Origin of the sequence: Trabulsiella guamensis ATCC 49490 (genome assembly GCF_000734965.1) — a bacterium.
In the GTDB taxonomy this organism is placed as follows: domain Bacteria; phylum Pseudomonadota; class Gammaproteobacteria; order Enterobacterales; family Enterobacteriaceae; genus Trabulsiella; species Trabulsiella guamensis.
Map to the genome: position 1 here is coordinate 1 of NZ_JMTB01000028.1, position 15,500 is coordinate 15,500.

14 protein-coding genes and 1 pseudogene are annotated in these 15,500 nt (G+C 53.7%); 5 read left to right on the forward strand and 10 right to left on the reverse strand.

Annotation, left to right across the window (positions count from 1 at the left end; all coding sequences use genetic code 11):
- Positions 1-139 precede the first annotated feature (139 nt).
- Positions 140-1,543, forward strand: coding sequence for a class II fumarate hydratase (gene fumC, locus GTGU_RS02500; protein ID WP_038154022.1), 1,404 nt, complete (start codon positions 140-142; stop codon positions 1,541-1,543).
- On the opposite strand, the pseudogene tus reads toward fumC, so the two are convergent.
- The 3 genes and pseudogenes from tus to rstA form a co-directional block, all read right to left on the reverse strand.
- Positions 1,533-2,463 (reverse strand): annotated as a pseudogene (tus, locus tag GTGU_RS02505) (DNA replication terminus site-binding protein). The gene fumC and the pseudogene tus overlap by 11 nt on opposite strands.
- Before the next feature lie 78 nt (positions 2,464-2,541).
- The gene (gene rstB, locus GTGU_RS02510; protein ID WP_038154023.1) at positions 2,542-3,843 is read right to left on the reverse strand and encodes a two-component system sensor histidine kinase RstB; all 1,302 of its coding nucleotides are present in this window, start codon (positions 3,841-3,843) and stop codon (positions 2,542-2,544) included.
- Between the two features lie 24 nt (positions 3,844-3,867).
- Positions 3,868-4,584 (reverse strand): two-component system response regulator RstA, encoded by a 717-nt coding sequence (rstA, locus tag GTGU_RS02515; RefSeq protein WP_038154027.1) that lies wholly within the window; start codon positions 4,582-4,584, stop codon positions 3,868-3,870.
- A 126-nt stretch (positions 4,585-4,710) separates the two neighbouring features.
- Between rstA and GTGU_RS02520 the strand changes: the two genes are divergently transcribed.
- Entirely contained in the window at positions 4,711-5,046 is a 336-nt protein-coding gene (locus GTGU_RS02520) for a GlpM family protein (RefSeq protein ID WP_038154028.1), read from the forward strand.
- On the opposite strand, the gene folM is transcribed toward GTGU_RS02520, so the two are convergent.
- The 3 genes from folM to ydgH all read right to left on the reverse strand — a co-directional run bounded on the left by folM (position 5,043) and on the right by ydgH (position 8,316).
- Positions 5,043-5,768 (reverse strand): dihydromonapterin reductase, encoded by a 726-nt coding sequence (gene folM, locus GTGU_RS02525; protein ID WP_038154029.1) that lies wholly within the window; start codon positions 5,766-5,768, stop codon positions 5,043-5,045. The two genes, GTGU_RS02520 and folM, sit on opposite strands and share 4 nt — an antisense overlap.
- Positions 5,769-5,805: 37 nt before the next feature.
- Positions 5,806-7,188: an amino acid permease gene (locus tag GTGU_RS02530; protein WP_038154030.1), complete on the reverse strand. Its 1,383-nt coding sequence runs from the start codon at positions 7,186-7,188 to the stop codon at positions 5,806-5,808.
- A 177-nt stretch (positions 7,189-7,365) separates the two neighbouring features.
- A complete protein-coding gene (gene ydgH / locus GTGU_RS02535; RefSeq protein WP_038154031.1) occupies positions 7,366-8,316 on the reverse strand; it encodes a DUF1471 family protein YdgH in 951 nt (316 codons plus the stop codon).
- Positions 8,317-8,832: 516 nt separating this feature from the next.
- Here ydgH and pntA point away from each other — a divergent pair.
- From pntA to GTGU_RS02550, 3 genes are all read left to right on the forward strand, one after another.
- Positions 8,833-10,359 carry a Re/Si-specific NAD(P)(+) transhydrogenase subunit alpha gene (gene pntA / locus GTGU_RS02540; protein ID WP_038154032.1) on the forward strand — a complete coding sequence of 509 codons (1,527 nt, stop codon included), beginning with the start codon at positions 8,833-8,835 and terminating at the stop codon, positions 10,357-10,359.
- A 10-nt stretch (positions 10,360-10,369) separates the two neighbouring features.
- Positions 10,370-11,758, forward strand: a complete 1,389-nt coding sequence (pntB, locus tag GTGU_RS02545; RefSeq protein ID WP_038154033.1) for a Re/Si-specific NAD(P)(+) transhydrogenase subunit beta — start codon at positions 10,370-10,372, stop codon at positions 11,756-11,758.
- Positions 11,759-11,888: 130 nt separating this feature from the next.
- On the forward strand, positions 11,889-12,077 hold the full coding sequence (locus GTGU_RS02550) for a YdiH family protein (RefSeq protein ID WP_038154034.1): 189 nt from the start codon (positions 11,889-11,891) through the stop codon (positions 12,075-12,077).
- Between the two features lie 48 nt (positions 12,078-12,125).
- On the opposite strand, the gene uspE is transcribed toward GTGU_RS02550, so the two are convergent.
- From uspE to ogt, 4 genes are all read right to left on the reverse strand, one after another.
- Complete coding sequence (uspE, locus tag GTGU_RS02555; RefSeq protein ID WP_038154035.1) at positions 12,126-13,076, reverse strand: universal stress protein UspE; 951 nt, start codon at positions 13,074-13,076, stop codon at positions 12,126-12,128.
- A 151-nt stretch (positions 13,077-13,227) separates the two neighbouring features.
- Positions 13,228-13,587, reverse strand: a complete 360-nt coding sequence (locus GTGU_RS27150; protein WP_072011891.1) for a hypothetical protein — start codon at positions 13,585-13,587, stop codon at positions 13,228-13,230.
- 274 nt (positions 13,588-13,861) lie between these two features.
- Entirely contained in the window at positions 13,862-14,614 is a 753-nt protein-coding gene (gene fnr / locus GTGU_RS02560; RefSeq protein ID WP_156964023.1) for a fumarate/nitrate reduction transcriptional regulator Fnr, read from the reverse strand.
- Between the two features lie 193 nt (positions 14,615-14,807).
- Positions 14,808-15,323 (reverse strand): methylated-DNA--[protein]-cysteine S-methyltransferase, encoded by a 516-nt coding sequence (gene ogt, locus GTGU_RS02565; protein ID WP_038154040.1) that lies wholly within the window; start codon positions 15,321-15,323, stop codon positions 14,808-14,810.
- Between the last annotated feature and the right edge of the window lie 177 nt (positions 15,324-15,500).

Genomic DNA, 15,500 nt, shown 5'->3' on the forward strand with positions numbered 1-15,500 from the left:
TGTTGCCCGGCAGCGTTACGTCTGCCGGGCGCATCAAGAGCGCACAAAGCGCCATGCAGTCCTTCTGAAGCAAGCAATACTTTATCCTGGCTGGCATGTGAGCAATGCCCCTGACTTTATTGTTATCAAGGAGAAAGTAATGACAACGTTACGCCGCGAAAAAGATTCCATGGGCGCGATTGACGTCCCGGCAGATAAACTGTGGGGCGCGCAAACTCAGCGTTCGCTGGAGCATTTTCGTATCTCAACGGAGAAGATGCCGACCGCATTAATCCATGCGCTGGCGCTGACTAAACGCGCGGCGGCAAAAGTGAATCAGGATTTGCACCTGCTGGCCGATGAAAAAGCCGGGGCGATTATCGCTGCCGCGGATGAAGTGCTGGCAGGTAAACATGCCGACGAATTTCCGCTGGCTATCTGGCAGACCGGCTCAGGCACCCAGAGCAACATGAACATGAACGAGGTGCTGGCAAACCGCGCCAGTGAGTTGCTCGGTGGCATTCGTGGTATGGAGCGGAAAATCCACCCTAATGACGACGTCAACAAGAGCCAGAGCTCTAACGACGTTTTCCCGACGGCCATGCACGTGGCAGCGGTGATTGCGCTCAACGAGCAATTGCTGCCTCAACTGAAGGTGCTGAAAAAAACGTTGAGCGAAAAATCCGCCGCGTTTGCTGATATCGTCAAAATTGGCCGTACGCACCTGCAGGATGCCACGCCGCTGACCCTCGGACAGGAGTTTTCCGGCTGGGTGGCGATGCTTGAGCATAATCTGAAACATATCGAACTCAGTCTGCCGCATCTGAGCGAACTGGCGCTGGGCGGCACGGCAGTCGGTACCGGTCTGAATACCCACCCGGAATATGCCGTGCGCGTGGCCGAGGAGCTGGCATCCCTCAGCGGGCAGCCGTTCGTCACTGCGCCGAATAAGTTCGAAGCGCTGGCGACCTGCGATGCGCTGGTGCATGCCCACGGTGCACTGAAAGGGCTGGCGGCATCGCTAATGAAAATCGCCAACGATGTGCGCTGGCTGGCGTCAGGCCCGCGTTGTGGCATCGGGGAAATTGCCATCCCGGAAAATGAGCCAGGTTCGTCAATCATGCCCGGTAAAGTTAACCCGACGCAGTGTGAGGCCATGACAATGCTGTGCTGCCAGGTGATGGGGAACGATGTGGCGGTGAACATGGGCGGCGCGTCCGGTAACTTCGAGCTTAACGTCTACCGCCCGATGATTATCCATAATTTCCTGCAATCTGTCCGTTTGCTGGCCGACGGCATGGAGAGCTTCAACGAGCACTGTGCGGTGGGTATCGAGCCGAACCGTGAGCGCATCAGTCAGTTGCTGAATGAATCACTGATGCTGGTGACGGCACTTAATACCCATATCGGTTACGACAAAGCGGCGGAGATCGCCAAGAAAGCGCATAAAGAGGGGCTGACTCTGAAAGCGTCTGCGCTGGCGCTCGGCTACCTCAGCGCCGACGAATTCGACAGTTGGGTGCGTCCGGAAGAGATGGTTGGCAGCATGGATATTAATCGTTAGCCAGATACAGGTGCAGACGCGGGATCATCAGCGTCAGTGGTTGCGCCTGCGGTTTATAGCGATACTGAATATTCTCTGCATCATAATTCAGCAGTTCACCGATATCCGGCACGCTGACGCCACGCGTGCCGGTCATCAGGGCAATCATCGGGCTCGGGCAGGCATACTGCACCTGCTTTTGCTCGCCTGCATACCAGACGCGGGCGACAGGCTGCACTTTTACCGGCCGCTTAATTTTCAGTTTTTGCGCGCTGCGGCAGGGCGGCGATATCTTTATACTCTTTCTCCAGCTTCGCCTGCCATTGCTCGCGCGTCCACGGCGCCACAGCGCGCGGCGCGCTCAGGCTTTTCTCCAGCTGTTTCAGCACCTCGTCACGGGTCAGATTTTTGATGAAATGTTTATTCGCCCAGCCGAAACGCAGCGTGCTCGGGTCGTTCAATAGCGTTAGCGAGCGATAGGCGCTGAGGGTGAGCAGACCGGGCAAATAACGGTGTACCCACTCGAAACGAGCGGCGGAGGGCAGACCAGATTCCACCGTCACGATTTTTTCAAAGTCTGCTTTCAGCGTATTGATATGCGTGATGCGTGCCGTCAGCTGTTCACGCTGAGCTTCTGTAGTCTGAATACAGAGCACGCCTGGCAGGCGAACGGCGGCCTTGCTGCTGCGCCGCTCTGACTGCTGCTGGATAAACAGATGGCCGAAATGGGTAAGCGCCACGTCACGCGCTTCCTGGCCAATCAGTTGCGTCACCTGAATCTGCGACAGCGGGGCATGCTCGTCTTCTTTACTGATTTCCGGCAACACAAATACCCGCGCCGCCAGCAACCGGCAGTCGGTGAGATCGTCACGGAAGGTCGCCAGTTCGCGTTCTAACTGGCGGAAGGTATCGGTCAGCCGTTCAACAAGATCATATTGCATTGCCACACCTTTTATTAGTTACAACATACTAATTATTGACTGAGTATATGCAAGCAGCAGCATTTGTGCAAACCCTCGTCAGGCAAGGGCGGAAAGGGGAATATGGTGGTAAACCGGCCAGCTAAAACTAAATCGCGCGCCGCCAAGGTGGCTCGCGTCGCAGGCCACATCGCCAGACATCGCCTGGGCAATGGAATGCACAATCGCCAGCCCAAGGCCGCAGCCGCCTGTCGCCCGGTCACGGCTCGGATCAAGACGAACAAACGGTTCGAACACGCGTTCGCGTTCATTTGGCGCAATGCCCGGACCATCGTCTTCAACGCACAGCGTGGCGCGGGAGCCCTGCAATATCAGGCTTACTTCAACGCGTTGATTACTGTAACGCAGCGCATTGTTCACCAGGTTATCAAGCACGCGCTCCATCAGGCGCATATCCAGGGCGCCGTAATCGCCGCGATTCAGTTGCGACAGCGCGACGGCGCGTTGCGGATTTACCGACTGAATATCTTCGATATGCGCGCCGATCCACAGTGGTAAATCGGGGGTGGTTAGCGTCAGCTCGTTCTGCGGGCGATCGAGGCGGGCATACGTCAGCAGCTCTTCAATGAGTCCTTCAAGCTGACTGATATCGCGGTTGAGCGCCAGGGATTCGGCTTCATCCAGATTTTCACTCATTTCAAGGCGATAGCGCAGCCGAACCAGCGGCGTGCGCAGCTCATGGGCAATGCCGTCAATCAGCTGCTTTTTACTGGCGATCAGCGTGTTGATGTTGTCAGCCATCTGGTTAAAGGTCACGCCGAGCCGCTGAAAGCTGGACATATTGTCGAAATGAATGCGTTCGGCGAGATGCCCTTCGCCGAAACGCTGGGCGGCGGCCTCCAGCCGTAGCATGTCCTGCCAGTGCGGACGCATCCAGATGAAAACCGGGAAAGCCAACGACACGGCAATCAGCGCCATCAATGCCATGTCCAGCAGGCGCATTTCATGCAGAAAATAGAGATAGGGCACCGGGCCGACCGCCAGCACATAATGGCTGCGGGGGATGCGCTGAATAAAGGTGTACTGATCATCAAGTGCGACAATATCGCCGCCGCGCAAATGTTTCATGGCGACGTCATTCAACTGAAATTTATTAAGTGGCTCCACGCGTAAATCAAAAGAGAGGTTAAAATCCATCTCCTTCAGGGTCTTGCTCCACTCATGTGGTGGGATTTCGCGTAATTCACTGCGCATCAGGTACAGCGAGCTTTTCATCAGATCGTCCAGCGACTGGCGCCCGGCCCGTTCGGCGGTAAATTTGTAGACCAGCCCGACCAGCATGGTCATCACCAGAAAGCAGACAAACAGCAGAAGGTAAAACTGAACGAACAGTTTTTTCATCGTGCGACCTGCAGAGTTAATGGATCAGTTATCCCAGGCGTGGGGCGCGAAAAGATAGCCTTTGTTGCGAACGGTTTTAATTCGGTACGGCTCCGTTGCGCTGTCGAGCAGTTTCTTACGTAAACGGGAAATCGCCACGTCGACGCTGCGGTCCAGTCCGTCATAGGTGACGCCACGCAAGTTTTTCAGCAACGCGTCACGATCCATAATTTGCCCGGCATGGGTCGCCAGCTCCCAGAGCAGGTCGAAATCGGCGGTCGAAAGCGCGATGTTTTCTCCGCTCAGGATCACCTGCCGGTTCACCGGGTCAATCGACAGTGTACCAAAGCGCAGGGTTTTATGCGGCGTTAACGAGGATGCTGTCGTGGCTGTCGCAGGGGCGACACGTTGACGTAAATGCAACCGCAGACGCGCCAGCAGAACGGCTGGCGGCGTGGTTTTCAAAATATAATCGCTGGCACCCATTTCCAGTGACAGAATATGGTTCATATCACTGTCGAGAGAGGTCAGCAGGACGATCGGCCCTTGCCATTGATTGCGCAGATCGCGGCATAACGTCATGCCATCTTTCCCCGGCAACATGATGTCCAGCAACACGAGGTCGGGCTTCTCGCGGGCGATAATCTCTTCTGCGCGATCCCCGCGCGGCTCAACGATGACATCCATATCATGTTTGCCCAGATAGGCGGCGATCAGCGCGCCAACGTCGGGATCATCTTCGACATAAACGATCTTGTTCATAATCTACATGCGCAACTAAAAAACGTAACATACACCCGCGGACAACCCGCTTCCATTAATCTTTTATAAACACAATGAATTCCGTTATGCTGCCGGTTCTTGTTATTTGAATGTTAAGGCAAAATGATGGGGCTGGTGATTAAGGCGGCGTTGGGTGCGCTGGTGGTGTTATTGATTGGCATCCTGGCGAAAACCAAAAATTATTACATTGCCGGGCTGATCCCGCTGTTCCCGACTTTTGCGCTGATCGCACACTACATTGTCGCCAGTGAGCGGGGCATTGAAGCGCTGCGAGCAACGATTGTCTTTGGCATGTGGTCAATCATTCCGTACTTTCTCTACCTGTTGTCGCTGTGGTATTTCACTGGCTTCTGGCGGCTTTCATGGGCACTGACCGGCGCTGTCGCCTGTTGGGGGCTCAGCGCCTGGGTGTTAATTGCCCTGTGGAGCCGTTTTCATTAACGCAGATGGCGACCGCCATCTACCGCAAAAGCACGTCCGGTGACAAAGCAGCTGACCAGCAGATAATCGACCAGCTCGATGATCTCTTTCTCACCTGGCGCAGTTTTCATCAGTGATTTATTCAATGCCTGTTGCCGGTATTCCGCATCGTCTCCTTCGTTAAACAGAATCAACGAGGGGGCAATGGCGTTCACTTTCACTTCCGGGGCCATTTTACGGGCAAACGAGCGGGTCATGTTATCCAGCGCCGCTTTGCTGGCGGCGTAGGCGATATGTTTGTCGCTGCCACGTTCCACCACGTAATCCGTGAAATGAATAATATCACTGGCAGCGTGACCGTGGCCGCGCAGCAATCCTTCCAGCGCATGATTGAGCAGATAGGGCGCATGAACGTGAATATGCAGCATCGCGCTCAGTACGTCGCTCAGCGGGCCGCCGCTCTTTTCTGCCATCCAGCCGCTGGCGTTGTGCAGGATCGCCCGTAAACCATGAGGGGCGTGACTTTTTACTTCTTCAGCAAACGCCAGAATGCCGTCATCAGTGGAAAAATCTGCCTGAATACAGGTCGCTCCGGCTTCGCATAAGCCCTCTATCGCCGGGTATTCGCTACGGTAGCTGATGATAACGGGCTGTTTTTGATTAAGAAAATGGTGGGCAAGGGCGAGGCCGATACGTCGGCCTCCACCAGTGATGAGGATTGGGCGCTGTCGGGTGGTACCCATCAGTGTCTCCTTAGCGTTCAGCGACGGGGAAACACCGTTACCCCACCAGCATCCACGTTGCCGGGAAGGCGGCAACCAGTATAAAACCAATTAATGCCATTTCACGGCGTCTCAGTACCTGATCGTGCTGATGTGTACGGCGCGCGTAAAGAAAGACCAGTAACCCCGGTGCATACAAAACTACGGACAACAGCAGATGCATCGGGCCGGAAGCATATAATAACCATAAGCCATAAATGCAGGCGCCGATACCTACCGCTTTATGCAGTGGACGGGTGGCAATTTTCAACAGGAATGCACCAACGAGGAAATAGGGCACGAGGATCATCTCTGAGGCGATGGTCAGCAGCGTATTGTAGTCGGAACCAGTCAGCCAGATCAGCACCAGGCAGACCTGCACGCTGATATTGGTCAGCCACAACGAAGCGGACGGCGCGCTGTTGTTGTTCTGACGGGCAAAGACGCGCGGGAACGCTTTATGCGTTGCAGCCAGATAAGGCACTTCGGCTGCCATAATCGTCCAGCTCAGATAGGCGCCACATACGGAGACGATAAGCCCGGCGGCGATAATCACTTCACCCCAGGAGCCCATCATGTTCACCATCAGTCCGGCCATTGACGGATTGCGCATCCCGGCCAGTTCCGGGCGGGCGACCACACCCAGCGACAGCAGCGTTACCAGCAAATAAACGGCAAGCGCAGAAAGTACGGCCAGCAGGGTCGCACGCCCGACATCGTTCTTATTACGCGCACGGGCGGACACCACCACGGCGCCTTCCACGCCGATGAACACCCACAGGGTAATCAGCATGGTGTTTTTCACCTGTTCCCAGACTGGCACGCCGAGCGCGATACCGCTGAAATCCAGGCTAAAAACATCAAGACGAAATGCCATCGCCGCCAGCACCACAAACAGCCCGAGCGGCAACAGTTTCGCCAGTGTCGCGACCAGGTTGATGCCTGCCGCTGTCTGCACGCCGCGCAACACGAGAAAGTGAACGAACCACAGCAGCACGGACGCGCCAACGATCGACTGCCAGGTATTGCCGTCGCCAAAGAGCCGCAGTTGCGGTGTGTCGGTGAAAAAGCTCAGCGCGGAAAAAACGATGACCAGATAGGACACATTGGCGATCACCGCGCACAGCCAGTACCCCCAGGCCGAGCAAAAACCGATCAGTTCGCCAAAACCTTCGCGGGCATAAGTAAAAATGCCGCCATCGAGGTCAGGGCGAATTCGCGTCAGCACCAGCATGGCAAAGGCGAGAAACAGGATCCCGATGCCAGTGATGGCCCAGCCGATGAGCAGCGCTGCCGGGCTGGCAACAGCGGCCATATTCTGAGGCAGACTGAACACGCCAGCGCCCAGCATTGAGCTTAATACCAGAGCGGTCAGCGCGCTTAGACCTAGTTTCTTTTCCATGGGCATCCTGTGGCAGAAAATCGGGATGAAAGAATATTTATCATGTGTAATCGCATAAACATGGTGGATTACGCTAAGGCGCGGGATTTTACGAAGTGTCCAGGCTGCATGCAATGACGTATGCATAAAAAAATGAAAAAAGGCGGTAAAAACCGCCTTTTCGTGAAGGGTATTCGCTTATTTATACAGATCGGCACTGATAGTCATGTTGCCGCCACGCTCCTGCCACTGACGCGTGATGTGATAGTACTTCGCGCCTTTCTTCGCCGCACGTTTGGCGACCTGATAGGAGATTTCGGTCATGTTGCCGTAATTGCCGGTAAATTTGACGCTATCGAAGGGAACCATCTGCGCAGCAGTGATTTTATTCACTTCTTCGATTTTGGTGCCGTCCGGCAGAGTGACAGTGTAACGGCCACCTTTAGAGGATTGTGTTTCGAAGAAGCGACCCACGCCGGTTCCCATGCCGACGGAGGCGGTGCTCGCTACGCCCGGGATTTCCACTTTCTTCGCTTCTTCACCGCCTTTTGCCAGCGCGGCGCGGCCTGCTTCGGAATCCGCCGGGATCGCATCCGGACTTTGCAGAACACGTTTCTTCGCATCGGCTTTATAGATAAACGCCGTTACGCGCTGGTTGCCGCCGTCGTTCGCATCAACCTGGCGAACAATAAAGAAGGACGCGGCACCTTTTGCTTTCGCGGCTTTGGTGATGGCATCGTTCACGTCCGGCTGGCTGCGGAAGAAACCCTGAACAGTGACCGTATCAAAAGGTTCAAGCTCAACAGCCTGGTCTTTCGGTAATTCAGTCACGCCGTTAATGACGCGATTTACCGGTTCGTCAGCTTTGCCTGCATCGCTCTTATAAAGGTCGGCAGTGACGCGCCAGTTGCCGCTGTTGCCAAAATCTGAGGTATCTACAACATAAAAAGAGGCGGCGCCTTCTTTATCCGCTTTGCGGGAAACGGCCTGTACCGCTTCGCCAATAGCATTAAAGCGGCCGGTGATCACGACGCGGTCGTAGGGCTTCAGTGCTGCCGCTTGCTCCGGAGTCAACTCGGTGGCTGCATTGGCTGACAGGGCAGTTGCAGACAGGAGTGCTGACGCCAGGAGTGTATACTTAAGCTTCATAAAAATAATCCTTCGCCTTGCGCAAACCAGATACTGGTAGTGTTGTTGAATAGAAACGTGGCTGATTATTGCATTTAATTCTGCTTGCTGTCTGCGGCATTTTTCATTTCCAGTGCGAAGTCGATAGAAGAGTAAGATAACTTTCATCGATATGTTGAAAAAACAGGCGCTTGAACACTCAAACCGGTTATCGATACCACTTTTATAAGTTAATGTATTGTTAAAACCGCTTATACCCTCAGGCGATTGATCACGTTTTACCGCTTCGTTAGAGCGAATTATCAGGCCTCGTCTTAAAATAAAGGTAAATATTGCTGCTGCGCAGTGCAGCGATGCCTTTTCCGCAATAAATTCACAAATACTTTTTTCAGGATGTAGATCGCAGCCGTTATTTTCAGTAGGTTATAGAAAGTTTGTTACTGTTTTATTTTTCAGGCTGATGAGGGGCTTGCATTGCGATCCGCTTTAGCCGACGACTCAACAAACCATCATTACATACCGATGGAAGGGAAAATTATGCGTATTGGTGTACCAAAAGAGAGGTGGGCCCAGGAAACCCGGGTAGCTGCGACGCCAAAAACGGTGGAACAGTTGCTCAAACTCGGTTTCGAGGTCGCCGTTGAGAGCAGCGCGGGGCATCTGGCCAGTTTCGACGACAGCGCCTTTGCTGCGGCAGGTGCGGAAATCGTTACCGGCAATGCCATCTGGCACTCGGACGTCATTCTTAAGGTGAATGCGCCGACGGACAAAGAGATCGCACTGCTTAATCCTGGGACGACCTTAATCAGCTTTATCTGGCCTGCGCAGAACCCTGAACTGATGGAAAAGCTGGCAGCGCGCAACATTAACGTGATGGCGATGGACTCCGTACCGCGTATTTCACGTGCGCAGTCGCTGGATGCCCTGAGCTCAATGGCGAACATTGCGGGCTATCGTGCGATTGTCGAAGCGGCCCATGAGTTTGGCCGCTTCTTTACCGGTCAGATCACCGCTGCCGGCAAAGTTCCGCCAGCCAAAGTCATGGTGATCGGTGCCGGGGTGGCTGGTCTTGCAGCCATCGGTGCGGCAAACAGCCTCGGCGCGATTGTCCGTGCTTTCGATACCCGCCCGGAAGTTAAAGAGCAAGTACAGAGTATGGGCGCTGAGTTCCTCGAACTGGATTTCGAAGAGGAAGCCGGCAGTGGCGACGGTTACGCCAAAGTAATGTCGGAAGCCTTTATTAAGGCAGAAATGGCGCTTTTCGCCGCTCAGGCGAAAGAGGTGGACATCATCGTCACCACGGCGTTGATCCCCGGCAAACCGGCACCGACGCTCATCACCCGTGAAATGGTCGATTCCATGAATCCGGGCAGCGTGATCGTTGACCTGGCGGCGCAAAACGGCGGTAACTGTGAATATACCGTCGCCAACGAAGTGGTCACCACACCCGGTGGCGTGAAGGTGATTGGCTATACCGATCTACCGGGGCGCCTGCCGACGCAGTCTTCGCAACTGTATGGCACCAACCTGGTTAACCTGATGAAGCTGCTGTGCAAAGAGAAAGACGGCACGGTAACTATCGATTTTGACGATGTCGTGGTGCGCGGTGTGACCGTCGTGCGTGAAGGTGAAGTCACCTGGCCTGCACCGCCGATTCAGGTTTCTGCACAACCGCAGGCGATAAAAGTTGATACCGCGCCGAAAGCGCCGGAAAAACCGGCCTCACCGTGGCGTAAATACGCGCTGATGGCGCTGGTGATCATCCTGTTCGGCTGGCTGGCGGATGTAGCGCCGAAAGAGTTTCTCGGTCACTTCACCGTTTTCGCGCTCTCCTGCGTGGTCGGATATTACGTGGTGTGGAACGTGTCTCATGCACTGCATACGCCATTGATGTCCGTGACCAACGCCATTTCGGGGATTATTGTTGTGGGCGCGCTGTTACAGATTGGGCAGGGTGGCTGGGTCAGCTTCCTCAGTTTTATCGCGGTACTGATCGCCAGTATTAACATTTTTGGTGGTTTCACCGTCACTCAGCGCATGCTGAAAATGTTCCGCAAAGGGTAAGGGGTAACAAATGTCTGGTGGATTAGTTACAGCTGCATACATTGTTGCCGCGATCCTGTTTATTTTCAGTCTGGCGGGGCTTTCTAAGCACGAAACCTCCCAACAGGGCAACTATTACGGTATCGCCGGGATGGCGATTGCTCTGGTCGCAACCATCTTCGGGCCGGATACCGGCAACGTGGCGTGGATCCTCGTCGCGATGATCATCGGTGGCGCTATCGGTATTCGTCTGGCGAAGAAAGTCGAAATGACGGAAATGCCGGAACTGGTGGCTATCCTGCACAGCTTCGTCGGTCTGGCGGCGGTGCTGGTCGGCTTCAACAGCTACCTTTACCACGAACCCGGCCTCGAACCGATTCTGGTGAACATTCACCTCACCGAAGTGTTCCTCGGCATCTTCATCGGTGCGGTCACCTTTACCGGTTCGGTGGTGGCGTTTGGCAAGCTGCGCGGCAAAATCTCCTCTAAACCGCTGATGCTGCCGAACCGTCACAAAATGAACCTGGCGGCGCTGGTTGTTTCATTCCTGCTGCTGATCGTCTTTGTTCGTACCGAAAGCGTCGGGCTGCAGGTGCTGGCGTTGCTGGTGATGACCATTATTGCACTGGCGTTTGGCTGGCATCTGGTGGCTTCCATCGGTGGCGCGGATATGCCGGTGGTGGTTTCCATGCTGAACTCCTACTCCGGTTGGGCGGCGGCGGCGGCAGGCTTTATGCTGAGCAACGACCTGCTGATCGTGACCGGTGCGCTGGTCGGTTCGTCGGGTGCAATCCTCTCCTACATCATGTGTAAGGCGATGAACCGCTCGTTTATCAGTGTGATTGCCGGTGGCTTTGGTACCGATGGCTCGTCAACAGGCAGCGATGAAGAAGCAGGCGAGCACCGCGAAATCAGCGCTGAAGAGACGGCGGATTTACTGAAGAACTCACACTCTGTCATCATCACCCCAGGCTACGGCATGGCGGTGGCGCAGGCGCAATATCCGGTGGCGGAAATCACTGAGAAACTGCGTGCGCGCGGTGTGAAAGTGCGTTTCGGCATCCACCCGGTGGCGGGGCGTCTGCCTGGGCACATGAACGTGCTGCTGGCAGAAGCGAAAGTGCCGTATGACATCGTGCTGGAAATGGACGAAATTAACGACGACTTTGCGGATACCGACACTGTGCTGGTGATCGGCGCTAACGACACCGTGAACCCGGCGGCGCAGGACGATCCGAAGAGTCCGATCGCCGGCATGCCGGTGCTGGAAGTATGGAAAGCGCAAAACGTTATCGTCTTTAAGCGTTCGATGAACACCGGTTATGCCGGGGTACAGAACCCGCTGTTCTTTAAAGAGAACACATCGATGCTGTTTGGCGATGCAAAAGCCAGCGTGGATGCGATTCTGAAAGAACTCTGATCGCCATTCCTGTTGTTAAAGCCGCTTCTCATGAGGCGGCTTTTTTATTCACATAATAATTGCAAATGGTCAAAAAACATCCAGCCTGATGTGTTATACTGGTCAGGATTTAAACACGAATGAGGATGTTATGGATACCGAAATAACCCCGGCGCAGTTGGCCATTGAATACCTTCGTCGCGACACCAGCCTGTTGACGCCCGCGCAGTACCTGAAAAAGCTGAAACAACTGGAACTGGAATTTGCAGACCTGATGGCGTTATCTTCCAGTGAGCTGAAAGAAGAGATTTATTTTGCCTGGCGTTTGGGTATCCATTGATGTGATTCACGATGAGAAAGCCGCTCTGAGAGCGGCTTTTTTTTGTGGTTAATCGTCTTCGTCGTCGTCGAGCTCGACCGGGGTCTGATACTGCTCTGGTTTGAGCGCCAGCAGATCACAGCGCAGATGGTCTATCACCTGTTCTGCGGTATTACCGAGGAACGCCGCCGACAGTCCGGTTCTCCCCACAGTACCCAGCACCACAATCCCCGCCTGCAGATGTTCTGCCAGATCCGGAATAACCTCTTCCGGCAACCCTTTTTCCACGTGCGTCTGCTCTTCGGCAATGGAAAACTTCTGCCGTAGCGCTTTCATCGCCAGCAGATGCTGACCGCGAATCGCGTCGTTATACACACTGGGGTCAAAATCGGGCAGTTCGATAGCAATGTTGATCGGCGTGACCGGGTAGGCGCCCACCAGATGGACTTCGGTATGGTTGATCTGCTCGGCCAACTGTAACGTCTCTTTGATAAGTTTAACGTTCAGTTCATCGTGATACGCTTCTTCGCTGGCGAGGTTAACAGCAACCAGCGCTTTACCGCCTTCCGGCCAGGGCTGATCTTTCACCATCCAGACTGGGCAAGGGCATTTACGCAGCAGGTGCCAGTCGGTCGGCGTAAAGATCACGGCTTCCAGGCGGTCATGCTGGTGCGTCATTTTCAGCAACAGATCATGACCACCGCTGATGACTTCCTGGATAATGGCTTCAAACGGACGATTGTGCCAGACCACTTTGATATCAATCGGAATACCGGCTTCAAGATAATACTTCGCCTGCTCGCGGATCCATGCGGTACGCTGGCTGATCACGCCCTGACGCATTGCAGTGCGTTCGTCGGGCGAAAGCAGGGTCGTCATTTCATACGAAAAGTCGTAGATCGGTAAGAAGGCCTTGATACGGCCTCCAATCCGCTGATGCAGATAAACAGCACGCCGTAACGCCGGTTGGTCGTCCTGGTTCGGATCAATCGCCACCAGCATGTTTTGATACATTGCCATACAGGGTCTCCTTACAGCTGTAACTACATTCATTAACTAAAATGATAACCCATACGCGTAAAATGAAACAGCAAAGAGACGCTGTCAGATCAACAAATCAGAAAAAAGGATGAAATGTTGATGTTCACGCATCTGTCTGTGAAAGAAGACGTTATTCCGGCTCGCAACGCCGATGACATAAAGGAACGCCATACGGACAGTATTCAAACTGGCAATGATCTGTATCGTTGCAGTGACTAAGAAGTTCGTTATTATTACCCGGACAGGCAGTTCTGACTTTATAATATAACCATAAAGAGCGGGTATAGGGAAAACAACTGATAAGTTTAATATCGCGTGGCCGCCCATTCACAAATAAGCCTAAGTCACTGGTGGTCAACGTGTTACCAGGCCGTAAGAAATAAGAACCTTTATACCATACGATGATATCCATGTCCCCTGGCGTCGTGGCGACGGCATATGCTGTGCCGCTTCCTGGGCATACAAGCATTTTTTTTATCTCCCAATGCATCTCACCTCCTTTATTCAAATAAGCCTCCCGTCTCTATTTATAACGATAGAACATCTTTCCTGGAATCGACAACTCATATTGAGACTATCATCCATGACATATACGAGCCATAAGACATTACGCATAGGGATTGATTAATGATAAAAAAGCGGGAGGTTATTTTTGGCGAGTCAATGCATGATAATATTAATTACGTATTTCTACTCTTTCGAAGCGCAGAAATAAAAAAAGCCGGAACAGGGATGTTCCGGCTATCGTATGAGGTAGAGCGTTGTCAGGCGACGTTACGCGCCTGACCTGCCAGCGCGGCCAGCGCATCACTGTTTTCGATAGTGATGTATTTGCCTTTCACCGCCAGCATGCCGCTTTTCTGGAAGCGACCTAACAGACGGCTGATCGTTTCGACGGTCAGACCTAGATAGTTGCCAATGTCGCCACGAGTCATGGTCAGACGGAATTCGCGAGGGGAGAAACCGCGCTGCGCGAAACGGCGGGAGAGGTTGTAAATAAATGCGGCCAGACGCTCTTCGGCATTTTTCTTGGAGAGCAACAGGATCATGTCCTGATCGCCTTTAATCTCACCGCTCATCAGACGCATCATCTGCTGACGCAGGTTTGGCATTTTGCCTGACAGGTCATCCAGCGTTTCGAACGGGATTTCGCAGACCATGGAGGTTTCCAGCGCCTGGGCGAAACTTGGATGATGACCAGTACCAATAGCGTCAAAACCGACTAAGTCACCCGCCAGATGAAAACCGGTGATCTGCTCGTCGCCTTGTTCGGTAATGGTGTAGCTCTTGATAGTGCCAGAACGAATGGCATACAGCGATTTTAGCTCATCACCCGCTTTGAACAGCGTCTGTCCTTTCTGGATCGGCTTCTTACGCTCGATGATATTATCCAGCTGATCAAGCTCATGCTCATTCAGTGTGAACGGGATACAGAGCTGGCTGATGCTGCAGTCCTGACAGTGGATTGCACAACCGCCAGACTGAATGCGTCGTATAATTCGCTTTTCCGGGATCATAAGTCTGCTCAAGCCGTAATTGATATTGGTCAATTTTAACATCTTTTTATGAGGCAAGTAAGTCTGGAGATCCCGTTTCACGCAATATTAGAAAGTGAAAAAGTCTCAAATCCGCAACTTTTTGAAAAAATGGCGTTTATTTTAACGGCTTTGAGTTCTTAACTTACCGAACGGTTCCGAAAAGCACAGAACGCTAAAGCAACAGGTAACCTTCGTGGCGCAACAACCACTCTTTACGCTGCACACCGCCCGCATAGCCGGTCATTGTTCCGTTGCGGCCGATGACGCGGTGGCAGGGAACCACCACGCTGACCGGATTAGAGCCGTTCGCTGCCCCGACAGCGCGTGCGGCACCGGGGCGACCCAGCATGTCAGCCAGTTGGCCGTAATGCATAACCTGCCCACAGGGAATGGTGCGCAGCGCTTGCCAGACTTCACGCTGGAACGGCGTTCCCGCCGTCGCGGAGGGCAGCGTGTCGATAATGGCCAGATCACCGTCAAAATAGTCGCGCAATTTCTGGCTAAGACCGCCGGGATTACTGGCTGCGATGCGTTGATAGCCCTCAGCACGATAATGAATATCGAGCAGTTGCTCCATGCGATCACTGTATTCTTCCCATTCCACGGCGCGCAGGTTAAATAGTTCATCGCACAGGATCCACAATGGCCCCAGCGGGGTCGCGATCTTATCCTCAAGTAATTTCAGCATCGGTATCCCTTTATATCGACGAAAGGGGAAAAAAGGCTGCCGACACGATATCATGTCCTTTGTATCAACAACATACCCCGAATAGAGCAGCAACTGGCGTGGCACAACGGTTATTTAGCGGGCGTCGGACAGGTTAAAAAACCAGGGCCTGCCGACATCCGCCAGGCCCCGAAGTAC

Bases quoted from the DNA above. Each gene is read 5' to 3' on its own strand.
- rstA (WP_038154027.1), bottom strand. From the start codon at position 4,584: ATGAACAAGATCGTTTATGTCGAAGATGATCCCGACGTTGGCGCGCTG.
- GTGU_RS02520 (WP_038154028.1), top strand. From the start codon at position 4,711: ATGGGGCTGGTGATTAAGGCGGCGTTGGGTGCGCTGGTGGTGTTATTG.
- GTGU_RS02530 (WP_038154030.1), bottom strand. From the start codon at position 7,188: ATGGAAAAGAAACTAGGTCTAAGCGCGCTGACCGCTCTGGTATTAAGC.
- GTGU_RS02550 (WP_038154034.1), top strand. From the start codon at position 11,889: ATGGATACCGAAATAACCCCGGCGCAGTTGGCCATTGAATACCTTCGT.
- uspE (WP_038154035.1), bottom strand. From the start codon at position 13,076: ATGGCAATGTATCAAAACATGCTGGTGGCGATTGATCCGAACCAGGAC.
- ydgH (WP_038154031.1), bottom strand. From the start codon at position 8,316: ATGAAGCTTAAGTATACACTCCTGGCGTCAGCACTCCTGTCTGCAACT.
- fumC (WP_038154022.1), top strand. From the start codon at position 140: ATGACAACGTTACGCCGCGAAAAAGATTCCATGGGCGCGATTGACGTC.
- GTGU_RS27150 (WP_072011891.1), bottom strand. From the start codon at position 13,587: ATGCATTGGGAGATAAAAAAAATGCTTGTATGCCCAGGAAGCGGCACA.
- pntA (WP_038154032.1), top strand. From the start codon at position 8,833: ATGCGTATTGGTGTACCAAAAGAGAGGTGGGCCCAGGAAACCCGGGTA.
- folM (WP_038154029.1), bottom strand. From the start codon at position 5,768: ATGGGTACCACCCGACAGCGCCCAATCCTCATCACTGGTGGAGGCCGA.
- fnr (WP_156964023.1), bottom strand. From the start codon at position 14,614: ATGATCCCGGAAAAGCGAATTATACGACGCATTCAGTCTGGCGGTTGT.
- pntB (WP_038154033.1), top strand. From the start codon at position 10,370: ATGTCTGGTGGATTAGTTACAGCTGCATACATTGTTGCCGCGATCCTG.
- ogt (WP_038154040.1), bottom strand. From the start codon at position 15,323: ATGCTGAAATTACTTGAGGATAAGATCGCGACCCCGCTGGGGCCATTG.
- rstB (WP_038154023.1), bottom strand. From the start codon at position 3,843: ATGAAAAAACTGTTCGTTCAGTTTTACCTTCTGCTGTTTGTCTGCTTT.